The sequence below is a fragment of the Curtobacterium sp. MCLR17_039 genome, assembly GCF_003234745.1.
In the GTDB taxonomy this organism is placed as follows: Bacteria; Actinomycetota; Actinomycetes; order Actinomycetales; family Microbacteriaceae; genus Curtobacterium; species Curtobacterium flaccumfaciens.
Map to the genome: position 1 here is coordinate 61755 of NZ_QKTF01000017.1, position 17588 is coordinate 79342.

19 protein-coding genes and 1 pseudogene are annotated in these 17588 nt (G+C 72.5%); 13 read left to right on the top strand and 7 right to left on the bottom strand.

Annotation, left to right across the window (positions count from 1 at the left end; translation table 11 throughout):
• Positions 1 to 210: 210 nt before the first annotated feature.
• From pgi to DEJ00_RS16180, 4 genes are all read right to left on the bottom strand, one after another.
• A complete protein-coding gene (gene pgi / locus DEJ00_RS16165; RefSeq protein ID WP_071246100.1) occupies positions 211 to 1932 on the bottom strand; it encodes a glucose-6-phosphate isomerase in 1722 nt (573 codons plus the stop codon).
• 219 nt (positions 1933 to 2151) lie between these two features.
• A complete protein-coding gene (locus DEJ00_RS16170) occupies positions 2152 to 4383 on the bottom strand; it encodes a cation-translocating P-type ATPase (RefSeq protein WP_111058056.1) in 2232 nt (743 codons plus the stop codon).
• Positions 4380 to 4598 carry a heavy-metal-associated domain-containing protein gene (locus DEJ00_RS16175; protein WP_027466002.1) on the bottom strand — a complete coding sequence of 73 codons (219 nt, stop codon included), beginning with the start codon at positions 4596 to 4598 and terminating at the stop codon, positions 4380 to 4382. The genes DEJ00_RS16170 and DEJ00_RS16175 overlap by 4 nt, the downstream gene beginning before the upstream one ends.
• Before the next feature lie 31 nt (positions 4599 to 4629).
• Positions 4630 to 4920 carry a metal-sensitive transcriptional regulator gene (locus tag DEJ00_RS16180; protein ID WP_027466001.1) on the bottom strand — a complete coding sequence of 97 codons (291 nt, stop codon included), beginning with the start codon at positions 4918 to 4920 and terminating at the stop codon, positions 4630 to 4632.
• 82 nt (positions 4921 to 5002) lie between these two features.
• Here DEJ00_RS16180 and DEJ00_RS16185 point away from each other — a divergent pair, with 82 nt between their 5' ends.
• From DEJ00_RS16185 to DEJ00_RS18865, 12 genes are all read left to right on the top strand, one after another.
• A complete protein-coding gene (locus DEJ00_RS16185; protein ID WP_111058057.1) occupies positions 5003 to 6223 on the top strand; it encodes a helix-turn-helix domain-containing protein in 1221 nt (406 codons plus the stop codon).
• Positions 6224 to 6392: 169 nt separating this feature from the next.
• Positions 6393 to 6851, top strand: coding sequence for an Asp23/Gls24 family envelope stress response protein (locus tag DEJ00_RS16190; RefSeq protein ID WP_027465999.1), 459 nt, complete (start codon positions 6393 to 6395; stop codon positions 6849 to 6851).
• Positions 6848 to 7039 carry a DUF2273 domain-containing protein gene (locus DEJ00_RS16195; RefSeq protein WP_017885412.1) on the top strand — a complete coding sequence of 64 codons (192 nt, stop codon included), beginning with the start codon at positions 6848 to 6850 and terminating at the stop codon, positions 7037 to 7039. The genes DEJ00_RS16190 and DEJ00_RS16195 overlap by 4 nt, the downstream gene beginning before the upstream one ends.
• A complete protein-coding gene (locus DEJ00_RS16200; RefSeq protein WP_017885411.1) occupies positions 7036 to 7350 on the top strand; it encodes a hypothetical protein in 315 nt (104 codons plus the stop codon). Before DEJ00_RS16195 ends, DEJ00_RS16200 begins: the two co-directional genes overlap by 4 nt.
• 9 nt (positions 7351 to 7359) lie before the next feature.
• Positions 7360 to 7935 (top strand): DUF6286 domain-containing protein, encoded by a 576-nt coding sequence (locus DEJ00_RS16205; protein ID WP_111058058.1) that lies wholly within the window; start codon positions 7360 to 7362, stop codon positions 7933 to 7935.
• A complete protein-coding gene (locus DEJ00_RS16210; protein ID WP_111058059.1) occupies positions 7932 to 8495 on the top strand; it encodes a hypothetical protein in 564 nt (187 codons plus the stop codon). The genes DEJ00_RS16205 and DEJ00_RS16210 overlap by 4 nt, the downstream gene beginning before the upstream one ends.
• 83 nt (positions 8496 to 8578) lie before the next feature.
• Positions 8579 to 8752: a CsbD family protein gene (locus DEJ00_RS16215; protein ID WP_071246087.1), complete on the top strand. Its 174-nt coding sequence runs from the start codon at positions 8579 to 8581 to the stop codon at positions 8750 to 8752.
• A 79-nt stretch (positions 8753 to 8831) separates the two neighbouring features.
• The gene (locus tag DEJ00_RS16220) at positions 8832 to 9635 is read left to right on the top strand and encodes an Asp23/Gls24 family envelope stress response protein (RefSeq protein WP_111058060.1); all 804 of its coding nucleotides are present in this window, start codon (positions 8832 to 8834) and stop codon (positions 9633 to 9635) included.
• Positions 9632 to 10048, top strand: a complete 417-nt coding sequence (locus DEJ00_RS16225; RefSeq protein ID WP_111058061.1) for an MFS transporter permease — start codon at positions 9632 to 9634, stop codon at positions 10046 to 10048. Before DEJ00_RS16220 ends, DEJ00_RS16225 begins: the two co-directional genes overlap by 4 nt.
• Before the next feature lie 118 nt (positions 10049 to 10166).
• Entirely contained in the window at positions 10167 to 10706 is a 540-nt protein-coding gene (locus tag DEJ00_RS16230; RefSeq protein ID WP_110860933.1) for an RNA polymerase sigma factor, read from the top strand.
• Positions 10696 to 11535, top strand: a complete 840-nt coding sequence (locus tag DEJ00_RS16235; protein WP_146247995.1) for a hypothetical protein — start codon at positions 10696 to 10698, stop codon at positions 11533 to 11535. The genes DEJ00_RS16230 and DEJ00_RS16235 overlap by 11 nt, the downstream gene beginning before the upstream one ends.
• A gap of 79 nt (positions 11536 to 11614) precedes the next feature.
• Positions 11615 to 12268 (top strand): gamma-glutamylcyclotransferase family protein, encoded by a 654-nt coding sequence (locus DEJ00_RS18865; protein WP_258373715.1) that lies wholly within the window; start codon positions 11615 to 11617, stop codon positions 12266 to 12268.
• On the opposite strand, the gene DEJ00_RS16245 is transcribed toward DEJ00_RS18865, so the two are convergent.
• The 3 genes from DEJ00_RS16245 to DEJ00_RS16255 all read right to left on the bottom strand — a co-directional run bounded on the left by DEJ00_RS16245 (position 12244) and on the right by DEJ00_RS16255 (position 17151).
• A complete protein-coding gene (locus DEJ00_RS16245) occupies positions 12244 to 13239 on the bottom strand; it encodes an NAD(P)-dependent oxidoreductase (RefSeq protein WP_111058064.1) in 996 nt (331 codons plus the stop codon). The genes DEJ00_RS18865 and DEJ00_RS16245 overlap by 25 nt on opposite strands.
• 124 nt (positions 13240 to 13363) lie before the next feature.
• The gene (locus DEJ00_RS16250; RefSeq protein ID WP_258373716.1) at positions 13364 to 16081 is read right to left on the bottom strand and encodes an alpha/beta fold hydrolase; all 2718 of its coding nucleotides are present in this window, start codon (positions 16079 to 16081) and stop codon (positions 13364 to 13366) included.
• Entirely contained in the window at positions 16078 to 17151 is a 1074-nt protein-coding gene (locus DEJ00_RS16255; RefSeq protein WP_042537701.1) for a 3-oxoacyl-ACP synthase III, read from the bottom strand. Before DEJ00_RS16255 ends, DEJ00_RS16250 begins: the two co-directional genes overlap by 4 nt.
• A 141-nt stretch (positions 17152 to 17292) precedes the next feature.
• On the opposite strand from DEJ00_RS16255, the pseudogene DEJ00_RS18735 reads away from it, so the two are divergent.
• Positions 17293 to 17588 (top strand): annotated as a pseudogene (locus DEJ00_RS18735) (hypothetical protein); the annotation flags it as partial.

Sequence of the window (17588 nt, forward strand, 5' to 3'; positions counted from 1 at the left end):
ACACCGGCGGACCGTCCGGCGCGGTGACGGGGCGCGGCGGCAGGCGAGTTTCGCGCTGGGCGACACCTCACGGGCCAGCGCGCGCGTGAGGTGTCGCTGACCGCGAAACCGGCCCGGCGTCCGCCCCGCGGCAAGCGCACGCACACAAACGGACGGGAGGCCCGTGGCGGATCCGCCACGGGCCTCCCGTCCGTCAATTGGGGGCGTGCGCTACTTCCGCAGCTCCAGGTACTTCGCGATGAGCGCCTTGGTCGACGGGTCCTGCGCGTCGAGCGCGGCCTGGTCGCCCTCGACGGCCGGCGTGACCTGCAGCGCCAGCTGCTTGCCGAGCTCAACACCCCACTGGTCGAACGAGTCGATGCCCCAGATCGTGCCCTCGGTGAACACGATGTGCTCGTACAGGGCGATGAGCTGGCCGAGGACGCTCGGGGTGAGCTCCGGCGCGATGATCGACGTGGTCGGCTTGTTGCCGGGGAACGTGCGCGCCGCGACGATGCCTTCGTCCGTGGTGCCCTCGGCGCGGACCTCGTCGGCGCTCTTGCCGAACGCGAGCGCCTTGGTCTGCGCGAAGAAGTTCGCCAGGAACAGCGTGTGCACGTCAGTGCCGGGCGCGACACCCTTGCCGTCGCCGGTCTCGTCCTTCAGCGGACGGGCCGGGTTGGCGACCGTGATGAAGTCGGCCGGGATCAGGCGGGTGCCCTGGTGGATGAGCTGGTAGAACGCGTGCTGGCCGTTCGTGCCGGGCTCACCCCAGAAGACCTCGCCGGTCTCGGTGGTGACGGGCGAGCCGTCCCAGCGCACGCGCTTGCCGTTCGACTCCATCGTGAGCTGCTGCAGGTACGCGGCGAAGCGGTGCAGGTACTGCGTGTACGGCAGGACCGCGTGGCTCTGCGCTCCGAGGAAGTTCGTGTACCAGACGTTGAGCAGGCCCATCAGGACGGGGACGTTCTGCTCGAGCGGCGTGGTGCGGACGTGCTCGTCGATGGCGTGGAAACCGGCGAGGAACTGCTCCCAGTTCTCCTTGCCGATGGCGATCACGACGCTCGTGCCGATGGCCGAGTCGACCGAGTAGCGGCCGCCCACCCAGTCCCAGAAGCCGAAGGCGTTCTCGGGGTCGATACCGAACGCCTCGACCTTGTCGAGCGCGGTGGAGACGGCGACGAAGTGCTTCGCGACGGCGTTCTTCTTCTCGTCGTCGGCCGCGTCGGTCAGGCCGAGCTTCTCCCACAGCCACTGGCGGGCGAGGCGCGCGTTCGTCAGGGTCTCGAGCGTGCCGAAGGTCTTCGACGCGACGATGAAGAGCGTGGTCTCGGGGTCCAGGTCCGCGGTCTTCTCGTAGATGTCCGCCGGGTCGATGTTCGAGACGAAGCGTGCCTCGAGGCCGGGCTGGACGTAGGGCTTGAGTGCCTCGTAGACCATGACCGGGCCGAGGTCGGAACCACCGATGCCGATGTTGACGACGGTCTCGATGCGCTTGCCGGTGACACCGGTCCAGGCGCCGCTGCGGACCTGCTCGGCGAAGCCGTAGACCTTGTCGAGCGTGGCGTGCACGTCGGCGTCGACGTCCTGGCCGTCGACGGTCAGGGGTGCCGCCGGCACGAGGCCCTCGGTCGCCTTCGGGCGGCGGAGCGCGGTGTGCAGCACGGCGCGGTCCTCGGTGACGTTGATGTGCTCACCGGCGAGCATCGCCTGGAAGCGTTCGGCGACGCCGGTGTCCTTCGCGACCTGCAGCAGCGCGGCGAGGATCTCGTCGGTCACCAGGCCCTTGGACAGGTCGACGGTCAGGTCGGCCGCCTGGAAGGTGTACTGCTCGGCACGACCGGGGTCGCTGTCGAACCACCCTCGCAGGTCCGGGGTGAAGCCGGCAGCGATGCTGTCGAGCTTCTTCCAGCCTTCGGTCGATGTGGGGTCGACGGGAGCGGATTCGGTCACTTCGGTCCTCCTGGGGATCACGTTCAAGACGTACAGCCCGCGGGTCACGCAGCGCTGCGTCGCGGACCGTCTTCGAGCGTAGTGCGCTCCGGCAGGTGGTGCGCACAGTCGGCCGGGAGGCGCGGCTCGCGTTCGCTGCGCGCGTCACGCCTCCCGGCCGGTCGCGTTCACGGCTGCGGCCGGCTCGCCGGGTTCACGGCTGCGGCCGGCTCGCCGGGTTCACGGCTGCGCCGCGAACCGACGCAGCCGCAGGCTGTTCGTCACGACGAAGACCGACGAGAACGCCATCGCCGCACCCGCGAGCACCGGGTTGAGCAGCCCCGCCATCGCGAGCGGGATCGCCGCGACGTTGTACGCGAACGCCCAGAACAGGTTGCCCTTGATGACGCCGAGCGTCGCGCGCGACAACCGGATGGCGTCGGCGACCACGGTGAGCCGGCCGCTCACCACCGTGATGTCGCTCGCCGCGATGGCCGCATCGGTGCCGGCCCCCATGGCGATGCCGAGGTCGGCCGCGGCCAGCGCCGCTGCGTCGTTCACGCCGTCGCCGACCATCGCGACGCTCCGCCCCTCGGACTGCAGTCGGCGGACGGTCTCGAGCTTCGACGCCGGGGTCGCGCGAGCGTGCACCTCGTCGATGCCGACCCGGGCGGCGACCGCACGTGCGGCACCGTCGTTGTCGCCGGTGAGCAGCACCGGGTGCAGGCCGAGCGCCCGGAAGCGGGCGATCGCGTCGGCAGCCTCGGGCTTCACCGTGTCGCCGACGACGACCACACCGAGGGCCGTGCCGTTCCGGGCGACGACGACCGCCGTGCCCCCGTCGGCCTCGGCGCGGTCGACGGCGTCGGACAGCACCGGGGGCAGGGTGATCGACCACGAGTCGGCGAGCCAGCGGGTCGTGCCGACCAGGACGACGTCGCCGTCCACGACGGCCTGCACACCGGCGCCGGCGGTCGCGGTGAACTGCTCGGCCTCGGGCAGGTCGACGCCTCGGACACGGGCCGCGGTGGTGACGGCACGGGCGACGGGGTGTTCGGAGCCGTCCTCGACCGCGGCGGCGAGCCGGAGCACGGTGTCCTCGGTCTCGTCGACGGCGGTGACCGACCGCAGGGTCATCGACCCCGTGGTGACGGTGCCGGTCTTGTCGAGCACGACGGTGTCGACGCCGCGGGTGCGCTCGAGCACCTGCGGACCGCCGATCAGGATGCCGAGCTGGGAGCCTCGGCCGGTCCCGACCAGCAGGGCGGTGGGGGTGGCGAGCCCGAGGGCGCACGGGCAGGCGATGATCAGGGTGGCGACGGCCGCGGTGAAGGCCGCGGTGACCGAGCCGCCGAACACGAGCCAGCCGACGAAGGCCAGCACGGCGAGCGCGATGACGATCGGCACGAAGACCCCCGACACGCGGTCGGCCAGGCGCTGCACCTCGGCCTTGCCGGTCTGGGCGTCCTCGACCAGGCGACCCATCCGGGCGAGCTCGGTGTCGGCGCCGACGCGGGTGATCGCGACGACGAGCCGGCCGCCGACGTTGATCGTCGCGCCGGTGACCCGGTCGCCCGGACCGACCTCGACCGGCACGGACTCACCGGTGAGCATGCTGAGGTCGACGGCCGAGGAGCCGTCCTGCACCAGACCGTCGCTCGGGATCCGTTCGCCGGGTCGCACCACGACGACGTCACCCACGACGAGGGACGAGGCGGGCACGCGGTGTTCGCCGCCGTCACGCAGGACGGTGGCGTCCTTCGCACCGAGTTCGAGCAGTGCCCGGAGCGCGGCGCCGGACTGCGTCTTCGCGCGGGCCTCCATGTACCGGCCGGCGAGGATGAACACCGTCACGGCCGTCGCGACCTCGAGGTACAGGTCGGCGGCCTCGGGGTCCGTGGCGAACCACGAGAACGTCATGTGCATGCCGGTCGTGCCGGCGTCGCCGAAGAACAGGGCGTACAGCGACCACCCGAAGGCAGCGAGGACGCCGACGCTCACCAGGGTGTCCATGGTGGCGGCACCGTGCCGGGCGTTGACCCACGCGGCACGGTGGAACGGGAGCGCGCCCCAGACCGCGACGGGCGCGGCGAGCGTCAGGGCGAGCCACTGCCAGTTCGGGAACTGCAGGGCCGGCACCATCGAGAGCACCACGACGGGCACCGCGAGCACGGCGGACACGACCAGGCGCCGGCGCAGCGGGCCGGTCGGGTCCTCGTCCACCGCGGGGTCGGCGTCAGCAGTGGCGGGCGGGGCGGGCACCGTGGCGCCGTACCCGGCCGACTCCACCGCGGCGATGAGCGCCTCGGGGTCGGCGGTACCGTCCGCGGCGACCTGCACCTGCGCCTTCTCGGTGGCGTAGTTGACGGTGGCGGTGACCCCGGGCAGCTTGCCGAGCTTCCGCTCGATGCGGTTCGCGCACGAGGCGCAGGTCATCCCGGTGATGTCGAGTTCGACGGTGCGGTCGGTCACGAGCGCACGACCTCGTACCCCGCCTCGGCGACGGCGGCGCGGAGCGCGTCCGCGTCGACGGGTGCCGCGGAGCTGACGGTGACCTCGGACGATCCGCCGGGGACGAGTCGGACGTCGACGCCCGACACCCCGTCGACCTCGGTGAGTTCCTCGGTGACGCTCATCACGCAGTGGTCGCAGGTCATGCCCTCGACGAGCAGCGTTTCGGTGGTCATGGTGTCTCCTTCTCGGTGGTGGTCGTCAGGGTCAGGAGCGGACGAGCCGGGCGATCGCCTGGCTGGCCTCGCGCACCTTCTCGTCGGCGGCGTCCCCGCCCTCGGCGACGGCCTCGGCGACGCAGTGCGCCAGGTGGTCCTCGAGCAGCGACAGCGCGACGCGTTCGAGCGCCCGGTTCGCCGCCGAGATCTGGGTCAGGACGTCGATGCAGTACGTCTCGTCCTCGACCATCCGCGCGATGCCGCGCACCTGCCCCTCGGCGCGACGGAGTCGCTTGAGCAGGTCGTCCTTGTCGCCGATGTACCCGACGTGTTCGTGCATGTCCGCCTCCACCGTTCTCAATACGGTACCCCCCTAGGGTATTCCGATCTCGTCCGAGCGCAACCGGTGGCATGATCGGCGCATGGACCCCTCGACGACGAACGGATTCCGCCGGCTGCGGTTCTCCGACGGTGCGGGCTCCGACTACTCCGAGATCTTCGAGGCCGAGTACGGCGGCTCGGACTTCGCATCCGAGACCTTCGCCACCGACGACACCCGGTACGAGTACACGGTCGTGGGCGACGACGACCTGTCGCTGCGCACCATGCGTGCCGAGGGCGGCCGGCGGGGCGGGGTCATCGGCGTGCGGGACGACCACGTGGTGTTCTGGCTGACCAAGGGCCGGCTCGAGATGCACTTCGCCGACCGCACCCGCGTCGTCGAGCCGGGCAGCCCGTACATCGCCTCGGCGTCCGAGGCCTACCGGTTCGAGTCCGACGGCACGGTCTACAACGGCGTGCACGTGTCCGACCGGTTCCTGCGCAGTGTCGGCCGTGACCTCGGCTACCGCCTGCCCGACGGCCCACTGCTGTTCGACCAGCAGGACGAGGTCGTCGCCCGGCGCGAACCGCTGCGGCACCTGATCCGTGAACTCGGGCCGGCCCTGGTCGACGACCGCGTGCTCGGACCGATGCGGACCGCCCTGAACCGCCGGCTGGCCGTCGTCATCCTCGACACGTTCCCCATCCGCAACCGGGGTGACGACGTGCCCGTGGCGAACCGGCTCCGCGACGCGATCCGGTTCATCGAGCTGCACGCCGCCGAACGCCCCTCGGTCCCCACGATCGCCGCCGCGTGCGGACTGAGCCAGCGCGGGCTGCAGGACGTCTTCGCCCGGACACTCGACACCACCCCGCACCGGTTCCTCCGCGACCACCGCCTGGACCGTGTCCGCGAGGAGCTGCTCCGCGCGGACCGGGTTGGCCCGGTCGCCCCGGCGGACTGTCCGCTCGTGTCCTCCGGCATCGCCGCGATCGCCCGCCGCTGGGGCTTCACCAACCCGGGCCGTTTCGCCGAGACCTACCGCGACCGGTTCGGCGAGGACCCCGCCGTGACGAAACGCGCGTCGCTGGCTGCGCAGCCGGAGGCCGGCAAGGCGTCGTGGCGTGTCCGCCGTGCGGTGTCGTACATCGAACAGCACCTCGACGACCCGCTCACGCTCGACGACATCGCGGCCGCCGCCGGGGTGCTCCCCCGACGCCTGCAGCAGCTCTTCCGCGAGGAGCGCGGCGAGTCCCCGATGGCCTGCGTCCGTGCCATGCGGGCCGCAGCCGAGCGCAACGACGCGGCCGGAAACGGCTGAACGGCCCGACGGAACAGCCCGGGGGTACACGCAGATCCGCGGATTTCCGGGGATGCCTGGACACCACCCGAATCCGAGAAGTCGTGTGTGACGAATCTCTTCCACAGCCCGTCTCATCCGTGAACAGCAACCGCTGGGAACGCCCGGCGGGTCAACGGAAGGAACGAACATGGCTGACACCATCACCCCCACCCCGGCCACCACGGCGACCCGTGCCACCTCGCACGCCGGCACCAGCGGCGTCACCGGCAAGACCGTCATCGACGACACCGTCGTGTCGAAGGTCGCCGGCATCGCCGCCCGCGAGGTCAACGGCGTGCACTCCCTCGGCAACGGCGCAGCCCGTGCCATCGGCGCCCTCCGCGACGCCATCGGCCAGCGCGACTTCGGTCAGGGCGTCAAGGTCGAGGTCGGCGAGAAGCAGGTCGCCGCGGACATCGTGATCGTCGCCGAGTACCCGGTGTCGCTCCAGCAGGTCGCCGACGGCGTCCGTTCCGGTGTCGCCCGTGCCCTCGAGCAGATCGTCGGCATGGAGGTCGCCGAGGTCAACGTGACCGTCCAGGACGTCTACATCCCGGGTGACGACGACGACAACGACGACGAGAAGAAGGAAGCCCGAGTCGCATGAGCAACACGCTGATCGGCGCCCTCATCGGCGCAGTCCTCGCCGTCGTGGCACTGCAGTTCGGGTTCTGGGGCTTCGTGCTCGTGATCGTGTTCGGTGCGATCGGGGCCCTCGTGGCCGCCCTCGCCACCGGTCGCATCGACCGCGGTGCCCTGACCGACGTGCTGACCGGACGCCGGAGCTCCCGGTGAACGCCGGCCCGGACGTCCCGGGCCGCGTCGAGATCACCGCACGCGCGCTCACCTCGCTGGCGCGGGCCGTCGCAGCCGAAGGGCTCGGCGCCCCCGCCAAGCGGGTGCGCGTCGGACTCGGCGACGCGTCGGGAGCACTGTCGCTCGACATCACCGGGCCGATCGCCGCGAGCGACGACATCGTCTCGGGGTCGATCCGGATCGCGGACCAGGTCAAGGGCCGCGTGAGCGACCTGACCGGACGCCGCGTCGGCAGTGCCCACATCGAACTCACCGGGATCGTGCGCGAGCACGAGTCCCGTGCCCGCTAGGAGGCCATCATGAGCAACGGTTCCGTCGAACGACGCATCCGTCGTCGGAGCGTGCACCGCTCCCGCTCCACCGCAGTGGCGGTGGCCCTCGTGGTGCTCGCCCTGGTGGCCGCCTGGATCGGCACCGAGTCGGTGCTCAGCGCCATCGGCCGCCCGCCGCTCGTCGCCGACCCCCAGACCGTGGTCGACACGGCGCTCCGCCCGGACGCTGCGTTCGTCACCATCGTCGAGGTCATCGCGGGTGTGCTCGTCGTCCTCGGCGTCGTGCTGGTCGTCCTGGCACTCAAGCCCGGCCGCCAGCACCGTTCGGTCGTCGATCACGAGCGTGGTGCCGTCGTCATCGACGCCCGCATCCTCGCCTCCACCGCGGCCAACGCCGCCGGCATGGCGGCCGGTGTCCCCGAGGGGAACGCCTCCGCCACCGCCCGTGGCCGTTCCACCGAGGTCCGGATCGTCCCCGTCACCGGTGTGCCGGTCGACGAGGCGAGCGTCCGCACCGCCGTCGTGGAGCGCCTGAGCGGCCTCGACGAGCGCTTCGGCCGACGCGTCCGCGTCCGGGTCGAGGAGAAGGGAACCCTGGCATGACCAAGAGCAACCGGACCCTCAACCGGATCATCCTGTTCGTCCTCGGCCTCGTCGCCGTCGTCGTCGGGATCGCGATGGGCGCGGGTGTGCTGCCCGCCGTCCAGGACGCCGTCAAGCCGTACGTCGACCTCCCCCGCAGCCTCGACGTGCCCGCGTCCGCGCTGTGGATCGTCGCCGGGGCCGCGGCCCTCGTGATCGTCCTGTCGCTCGTGTGGGTCTTCACCCGCGGTGGTGGCGGCACGTCCGTCGCCGTCCGGGAGCACTCGGGCGACGACGCCGTCACGATCAACGTCGCACTCGTCCGGGACGTCCTCGAGCACGAACTCGCGGGTGTCCGCGACGTGGTCGGCTCCCGTGTCGACACCTACCTCGTCCGCCGGCAGCGCGCCGCACGGATCCGTGTCGCGGTCCGCCGCGGCGGGGACGCCGTCACCGTGCTCGACGCCGTCGACCGAGCCGTCGCGGTCCTCGACCGCACCCTCGGCCGTCCGGTCCCGGTGCTCGTGCACCTGACCGGCGGTACCCGCTCCGCGCTCGCGAAGTCGACCCGCGTCCACTGACACTCGTCAGCCGGACGCACCCCGGGCCTCCCGGCCCACCACCACACCACCGGGCGCACCGCCCACCGACGAAAGGACCCGTCATGGGACTCGACGACAAGATCAAGAACGCCGCACAGGACCTCGCCGGCAAGGCGAAGGAAGCCGTCGGCAACCTGACCAACGACGACTCCAAGGTCGCCGAGGGCAAGAAGGACCAGGCCGCCGCGAGCGCGAAGCAGACCGGCGAGGACGTCAAGGACGTCTTCAAGAAGTAGGTCGTACGTACCGTGTCGGGGCACTCGCGCAGTCGAGTGCCCCGACGCGTTCCGGCGGAACCCGAACGAGGAGAGAACCATGCAGCACGACCCGAACGCGCACACGCAGGTCACCGAGGTGGCGCTGCCCGCGGAGCTCACGGAGCCGTTGCCCGACGACGCGAGCACCGTCACGATCGTCGCCCGGACCGCAGCGGAGACCGCACTCGGCGTGCCCGGTGTGCACCACCTCGGCGGGATCGCCGCCCGTGCAGCCGACCAGCTCCGCAAGCAGCTCGGCCGGAGCGCCGGCGCCGCCGGCGTGCAGGTCGACGAGGACGACGGCGCGCTCGGCGTGCAGGTCTCCATCGTCGTCAGCTACCCGGAGCCGGTGCTGCACGTCGCCGACGAGGTGCGGAAGCAGGTGACCGCCGCGACGCGGCAGCTGTCCGAGCTCCCGACGAGCGTGGACGTCCGCGTCCTCGACGTGCACGGCCCCTTCGACGACGAGCAGTCACCGCTCGGCCGCGCGACCGAGGTCGCGACCGACGCCGTCGAGCAGGCTGCCGAGACCACGGCGGACGCGACGAAACGCGCTGCCGCAGCGACCGCCGACGCGACCAAGCGCACAGCGGACGCGACCGCCGACGCAACGAAGCGCGCAGCCGACGCCACCGCCGACGCAACGAAGCGCGTCGTCGAGACCGCCGCCGACACCACGGAGGACGTGCGTGAGGCCGCGGCCAAGTCGCTCGCCCGGGCGTCGGAGCAGGCCGCCGACGCCGCGGCCGACGCAGCCGACGCCGCTGAGGACGCCGCATCCGCTGCCGCCGATTCCGCCGACGCGGCCGAGACCGCTGCGGCCGAGACCGACGCAGCACGGCACCGCCGAGAACAGCCGTGACCACCGCCTGGTCCGGGAACCGCCGGGCGAAGCTCCGTCGCCCCCGGTCGCGCGGCGTCTGGATCGCCTCGGGCATCGGCGTGGTCCTGGTCGTCGGCACGGCGTTGGGGGCGTTCCTGCCCCTCGTCGGGTTCCTCGGCGGCGTCACGGCGACCACCTCGGGACTCGTGCCGTTCCCGTTCGTGCGGGTGGCACTCGTCACGATCGCGGGGTCGTTGGTCGTCCTCGCGCTGCTCGCCCTCGCCTTCACCCGACGGCACACCGCGACCGCAGCCTCGGCCGTCGTGCTCGCCGTCCTCGTGGCCGTCGCCGTCACGACCGTCCCGATCGTCCTCGTCGCCATCGGGTCCGCCGACCGTGCCGGTGATGTCTGGCCAATCGTCGCCGACCTCTGGAACCGCTTCACCGGCTGACGAGCCGAGTCCGCTGACGCCTCCGTCACATCACACATGGATCACGACGTGGACGACTCGCGTCGTGTCCGTGTCAGGTTCGGCCTCTTCACGACATTGTCGTAGTGAAGGGAGCACCGTGGACAACACCGCAGAAGACGACGCCGGCCTCGCACGGCGCCTCGCCTCGGGGGACAGAGCAGCACTCGCGACGGCGTTCGACCGGTTCGCGCCGACGCTGACCCGCTACGCCTGGGCGATCGCGGGGAGCAAGCAGGACGTCGAAGAGCTGGTCCAGGACACGTTCCTGACGCTCTGGCAGCGAGCCGACGGCCTGCAGCTCCCGACCGGCACACTCCTGCCGTGGCTGCTGGTGGTGTGCCGCAACCACGCCAAGAACCTGGGACGGCGCAACCAGAAGCACGCCGGCGACGAGCTCCCCTTCGACCTCGCCGCCCCCGCTGACACCACCGAAGCATCCGAGCAGCTCCGCTGGGTCCGCGCCGAGATCGCCGCGCTGCCGGAGACCGACCGCCGGATCTGCGAACTCTGCCTGCTGCAGGGGTACTCCTACGCGGAAGCCGCACAACTGCTCGGACTCAGCGTCGGGGCGGTCACCCAGCGGGTCTCCCGGTCCCGCCGACGACTCAGGAAGGCGGTGACGCACGATGAACACTGAACCTCCCCAGGGAGACGACCTGCAGCGCATGCTCGTCTCGATGAAGCAGAACGTCCTCGAGCGGGCCACCCCTCGCCCGAAGCGACGAGGCCGCCGGGCAGGCATCGCGATCGGTGTCGTCGGGGTGCTGCTGCTCGGTGCTGCGGGCGGCGGGGTCGCGCTCGGCCTCATCCCGACGTCGATCACCACCGCGCCCGCCCCCACCGCGACGACGACACCCGAGCCGTCGCCGACCGAGACCTCGTCCGGGGCCCCGGTCGTGGGCGGCCCGACGCCCACGGCGAACCCGACCCCGACCCCGACGCCGACGTCGACCCGGCCGCCGTACTCGCTGTCCGATCCGGACACGTGGACGATCTCCGGCAGCGAGGTGGGGCCCATCGCGCTCGGCGGGGAGTACGCCGCCGAGACGGACGACCTGACCGGCGTATTGAGGGCGGACCAGGGGTGCCTCAACCCGAACGTCGTGTTCTGGTACTCCGACGATCCCGACAAGGCGGGACTGACCGTCGTGAAGGCGGACGACGGCACGATCGCGAGCGTCATGGTCGGGATGAACACCGACGAGGTGGCGGGGCCGACGACGGCTGCGGGGCTCGGGGTCGGCAGCACGCTCGCCGAGTTGCGGGCGGCGTACCCCGACCTCCACTACACGGAGCCCGGCAACGACGACGGCCAGCCGTCCGACTCGCCCTACGGCGGCTGGACGACGACGATCAACGGCGTGTTCGTCAGCTTCCGGGGCCCGTCGCTCGGCTCCAGCGACCGGGCGGACTCGGTGTGGGTGAGCAAGGTCGATCAGTCGCCGCCGACGGAGTTCTGCGGGTGACGTCGCCGGACCGGAGGCGCGGACCACGCGAGCCGATCGGCTCGCGTGGGCCGCGCCTCCGGTCCGCTACCCTCGCGACGTGAAGCGTCTCTCCCCCGGCCAGCGCTGGGTCATCGGTCTCGGCGCGTTCGCGCTCGTCTGCCTCGTCGTCGGCATCATCGCCATCGCCGTCGGGATCGGCAACGGCGCAGCCACCTGCGTCGACGCCGAGGACGACGGGTTGCAGTACGCGTGCCCCGGTGACACCAGCAGCATCCTGTGGGGCGGCGTCCTCGCCGTCGTCGGGCTGCTCCACCTCGGACTCGCCGGGCTCGCGGGTGCACTCGTCTGGACCTCGACACCGACGATCGCTCCGAAGCCGGTCCGGCGACCCGCGCACCTGCCCGGCCAGACCCATCGGGTGTTCTCCTACGGCACGCTCCAGCAGCCCCTCGTGCAGGAGTCACTGTTCGGCGAGCACGTCCCGACCACCCCGGACTCCCTGCCCGGCTGGCGGCTCGACCGGGTGACGATCACCGACCCGGACGTCATCCGGACGAGCGGCTCGGACCAGCACCCGATCCTGCGCCGCGGCACTCCTGACGACGTCGTCGAGGGCGTGGCCCTGGCTCTCGGGTACGAGTGGCAGCTCCGCGCGGTCGACGGGTACGAGGTCGCCGACTACCAGCGCGTGCGGGTCACACTCGCCTCGGGTCGGACGGCCTGGGTCTACGTCGCCGCCGACGAAGCCTGAACCGCGGCCGCTGCGGCCAGTCGCTCGAGCCCCTCGTCGATCGACACCGACGGGGTCCACCCGAGGTCCTGCCGGGTCCGCCGCTGGTCGAACCAGTGCGCGGTCGACAGCTGCTCGGCCAGGAACCGGGTCATCGGCGGCTCGTCCTCGCCCGGTCGGACGCGCCAGACGGCCTCGACCACGGACCCCGCTGCCCGGGCGACAGCAGCCGGCACGTGCCACTGCGGGGGCCGGACGCCGGACGCTGTGCAGATGCCGGCGAGCAGATCGGCGACGGGTCGGGGCTCACCGTTCGTGACCACGTAGGCGTTGCCGTGCACGCCGTCGTCCGTGACGCGTTCGAGTGCCGCGACCATGGCCGTCGCGGCGTTGTCGACGTAGAGCGTGTCGATGAGCGCAGCGCCGGAGTCGAGCAGCGGGAGCCGTCCGGCTCGGGCCCGCTCGACGATCCGTCCGACGAGCTGGGTGTCCCCCGGACCCCACACCAGGTGCGGCCGGACGGCCACGACGGCGAAGTCCGGGGCGTCGGCACCGAGTGCCAGCAGCTCCGCCGCGGCCTTGGTGCGGGCGTAGTCACCACGCGCACGGGACGGTTCGGCCGGACCGGCGTCGGCCCCGACGAGCGACGAACCGGTGTGCGCGACCGACGGCGACGACACGAAGACGAAGCGCCCGACGCCGGCGGCGCGGGCTGCCCCCAGCAGTGAGCGGGTTCCCTCGACGTTGACCCGGGCGAAGTCGGCCGGGTCACCGGCGAGCGACACCTTCGCGGCCAGGTGCACGACCGCCTCGACCCCGTCGACCGCGCGGGCGATCGCAGCGTCGTCCGTCATCGTCCCGGCGACGTCCTGCACGCCCGACACCCCGGAGGGACGGCGCTGGAAGGTCCGGACCTCGTGCCCGGCGTCCCGCACGGCTGCGGCGGTGGCCTGCCCGAGGAACCCGCTGGCCCCGGTGACCAGGACCTTCACGGGCGCACCATCCGGCCGCCGTCTCGAACCGCGACGGGTCGGAGATTCGCGCTCAGCGACACCTCACGCACCCGACGGCCCGTGAGGTGTCGCTGAGCGCGCGAGAACGCGCCGAACGCGCCGCTCACGGGCGCACCATCCGGCCGCCGGACAGCACCGAGCCGGCCCAGCGGGACAGCCGGGTGCGGTCGACCTTGGAGTTGTGCCGGATGTCGGTCGGCAGCACGGGCACGACGAGCACCGCGGCGAGTGGCACTCCGGCGGCGGCACGGACCGCTGCGGCGAGCGACGGCGACGCCAGCCCGGGCCGGCGCACCGCAGGGTCGGTCTCGACGACGGCCACCACCTGCTGGGTGCCGATCGGCCCGATGCCCGCGACCCCGGCACGTCCGACACCGTCGACGCCCTCGATCCGCTGCTCCGGCCCCACCGGCGTGACGACCCCGTCCGGGGTGGTGAGCACGTGCTGCAGCCGGCCCTCGACCCAGATCCGTCCCGCGGCATCCAGGTGCCCGACGTCCCCGGTGCGGTGCCCGCGCGGGTCGTCGACGCCGAGGCGCGAGACCCGGTCGGTGCGCCAGAGCCGGTCGTAGTGGTCGCGCACGTGTGGTGCCGCGACGACGATCTCGCCGGTGATCCCGGGCTCGTCCGTCAGGGCTCCGGTCGAGCGCCCGGAACCGTCGAGCGGTGCGATGCGGACGCGGACGTTCGCTGCCGGCACCCCGACGCAGATCCCCTCGTCATCGGACCGGCCGGCGGCACGGACCCCGTCCAGGTCGACGTCCGTCATGAGCAGCCCCTCGGTCATGCCGTAGGGGGTGTGCGCGCTGGCGTTCGGCATCAGCTCGGTCGCCGCGGTCAGCAGCGCGGCCGAGACGGGAGCCCCGGCCGACAGGAACAGCCGCACGCCCCGCAGCGCCTGGCGGTCGGCGTCGGTGAGTTCCGACGCGGTCGCGACGACGTTCGCCAGGGCCGCCGGCGACAGGAACACCACGGTGGCGTCGGCCGCGGCGACCGAGGCCGCGACCGCCTTCGCCGTCAGGGTGCGTGGCGCGGTGACGTCCATGTCGGGCGCGACCGACCGTGCCCCGAGGGCCGGGCCGAGCAGCGCGAACGGTGCGAACCCGGCGACGAGGCCGGTGCCGACACCGACGTCGTACTGGGTGGCCAGGGCGTCCCGGACGGCACTGAGCTGCCCGTGCGTGTACACGACGCCCTTCGCCGGCCCGGTCGATCCCGAGGTGAAGAGCACGGCCGCGGGTGCGTCCGGCGACGGGGCCGCCGGCAGCGCGGTGCCGTGCGCGAGACGGCGGGCACCGCGGCGGGCGACGTCGACGAGCGTGTGCTCCACACGCAGCGCCTTCCGGGCCGGCGCGGGCAACGAGACCGTCGCGATGCGTCGCCCCGGCCAGCCGAGCGCACGCGCGGCACCGAGCCCGGGCAGCGCGCCGATGATCCAGTCCGGTCGGGCTCCACGGACGGCCCGGGTCAGGCCGCCGAGTCCGAGTCCGGCGTCCGCGACGACGACGACCGCCCCGATCCGCACGCAGGCGTACAGGACGGCGGTCAGGTCGGCACCGGGGGTCACCAGGAGCGAGACACGGTCGCCGCTCCGGACGCCCAGGTCGTCGAGTCCTGCGGCGATCTCGTCGACCCGTCGGGCGAGCAGCCGCCACGTGATCGTGCGGGGGCCACCGGCGGCGGCCATCTCGACCAGCGCGGGTTCGTCGCTCTCGCGCAGTTCGTCGAGCCGTGCCCAGAGCGGCGGGGTCGCCGGTGCGGACTGGCCCGGGTCCACGGCGTCGGACTGGAGGCCCGTGGGGGCCTGGGCAGGACGGCCACCGTCCGGCAGGCGGTCACCGAGCCAGTCGAACACCGCGCCCGCCACGTCGGCGTCATCCGGCAGCAGGTGCCCGGCGCCCTCGAACCGGTGGACGTCGGCGTGCGGCACGCGTTCGGTCAGGTCGTCCAGGTAGCGCTCGAGGAACACCGGGTCGCGCGGACCCCAGAGCAGGAGCACCGGCACGTCGAGCGCGGCGACCCCGGCGGCGATGCGGTCGAGTTCGGGTGCGCTCCGGTGCCGGGCGTCGACGGGGATGTCCGCGACGAACCCGCCGATGCCACCGCGTCGGGCGGCACCGCGGTAGGGCGCCCGGTAGCCGTCGGCGACGGCCCGCTCGAGCTTCGGGTGCGCGATGGCCAGGGTGGTCTCGAGGAACGCCGGGGTCACGACCGTCGCGCGGCCGAGCATCCCCGGGCCGAGGGCGAGCCGCAGCGGTGCGGGGATCGGGGCGTCGTCGGGCTGGTGCACGGCCGTGTTGCACGTCATCGCGGCGGCCAGGACGTCCGGGTGGTCTACCGCCCAACCGAGCGACACCACACCACCCCAGTCGTGGCCCAGGGTGACGACCGGTCCGGTCAGCCCGAGTTCGTCGGTCAGGGCTCCGAGGTCCGCGACGCGCTGCGCCAGTCCGCGCTCGACGCCGGTGCGCTCCGAGAAGCCCATGTCGAGCTGGTCGACCGCGACCACACGCCAGGCCGGTCCGCCGGCCTGCGCGACCTCGAGCGAGGTGCGGAGCACCGACCGCCACAGGTACGACCACGTCGGGTTGCCGTGCACGCAGAGGATCGTGCCGATCGGTTCCACGCCGAGCGCGGCCAGGGACCCGGCCGTGTCGAGGAGGTGCCAGGTACGCGCGGCGCGATCTGTGCCTCCCGTCCGATCTCCGGACCACGCGGGAACCGTGACCAGACGCGACCAGGCCGGGTCGAGGCCGGGCAGGAAGGGCGGCTGCGTCGCCGGAGCCGTGCTCGCGGCGACGCGGGGCAGCCGGGACGTCACCAGTGGAGTTCCATCATCGCCGTGTTGATGCCGGAACCGACGCCGCCCAGGAACACGCGGTCACCGCGACGGATACCGCCGGAAGCGACCTCGTCGGCGAGGGTGATCGGGATCGACGCGGGGCCGACGTTGCCGAACCGCTGGTACGTGGTGGGGACCTTGTCGCGCGGGATGCCGATCGCCTCGACGAAGGCGTTGGTGTGCACGTCGGAGACCTGGTGCAGCACGTAGCGGTCCATGTCGGCCCAGTCGAAGTGGGCTCGGGCCTCGGTCCAGGCGGCGACGACGAGCTCCATGCCGCCCTTGAGCAGCATCTTCGCGTCCGTGAACATGCCGTCGACGCTGCCGACGCACAGGTCGTACCACTGGGTCGCCGCGCGGGTGACGCCGCCGACGATCCGGTGGCCTTCGGGGTGCAGATCCGCCGGGCCGAGCACGGCCGCCGCGGCACCGGACCCGAGGGTCAGGCTGGCGAACTCGCTCATGAAGTCCTTGCGGTTCCGGCCGCCCTGGTTCAGGCGGTCGATGGTGTTGAGCTGCACCTGGTCCGCGTCCTCGCCGTCGACGACGAGCGCGTACTTGATCTGCCCGGAGTCGATCATGCCCGCGGCGACGCTCATGGCGTTGACGAACCCCAGGCAGGCGTTCGCGATGTCGAAGTTGATGGCGGACGACGGCAGCCCGAGACCGTGGTGCAGGCGGACGGCCACCGACGGCTCGAGGTGCGGACGGGTCACCGAGGTGTTGATGAGCAGCCCGATCTCGTCCGGACGGACACCGGCCTCGGCCATGGCACGGCGGCCGGCGTCGATCGCGGCGTCCTGGAAGGTCTGGCCCTCGCCCCAGTTGCGGCGCTCGATGACGCCGGCGACGCGCTCGAGCAGCCCCATCGGCAGACGGAGCCGACGGAGGACCCCACGGAGCTTGGCCTCGATGTCGGCCGAGGTCGTCACACGCTCCGCAGTGGTGGTCGCCACGGAGAGCAGCGAGACGTTCCGGTGCTTCGCCGTGGCGTTGCCGGGCTGCTCCGGTTCACTGCTCGATGCCTGGTCGACCGGCCGTTCCGTCATGATCGTCACCGACACATACTTCCGCATCTGGCCTGTGTGCGCGATCCGGATGCGCTGGACGGCCCTGAATCCGAGCAATGCATTGCATGTGAAATACATATTGCATACGATGGCTACCGACCCCTTCGATCGGAGCCCCGAATGCCCCCGCTCAGCAAGTCCACCTCTGCCGCAGCCCTCCTGCTGGCCTTCGCGCCGTTGGCGGTGCCGGACATGGCCGCCGCGACGACCGTCACGACGGCACCCGCGCCGACCGAGGAGCGAGCCGACGCGTCCGTGGAACCGGAGGCTCCGGGCGAGGGCGAGTCGCCTGTCGACAGTGGCGCACCTGTCGAGCCCGAGGCGCCCGCGGACACCGCGGCCCCGGTCGACGCCGACCCCGCCACGGAGCCGGAGCCGGCCCCGGCGCCGGCTCCGTGGCGGGGTCGGCGTCGACC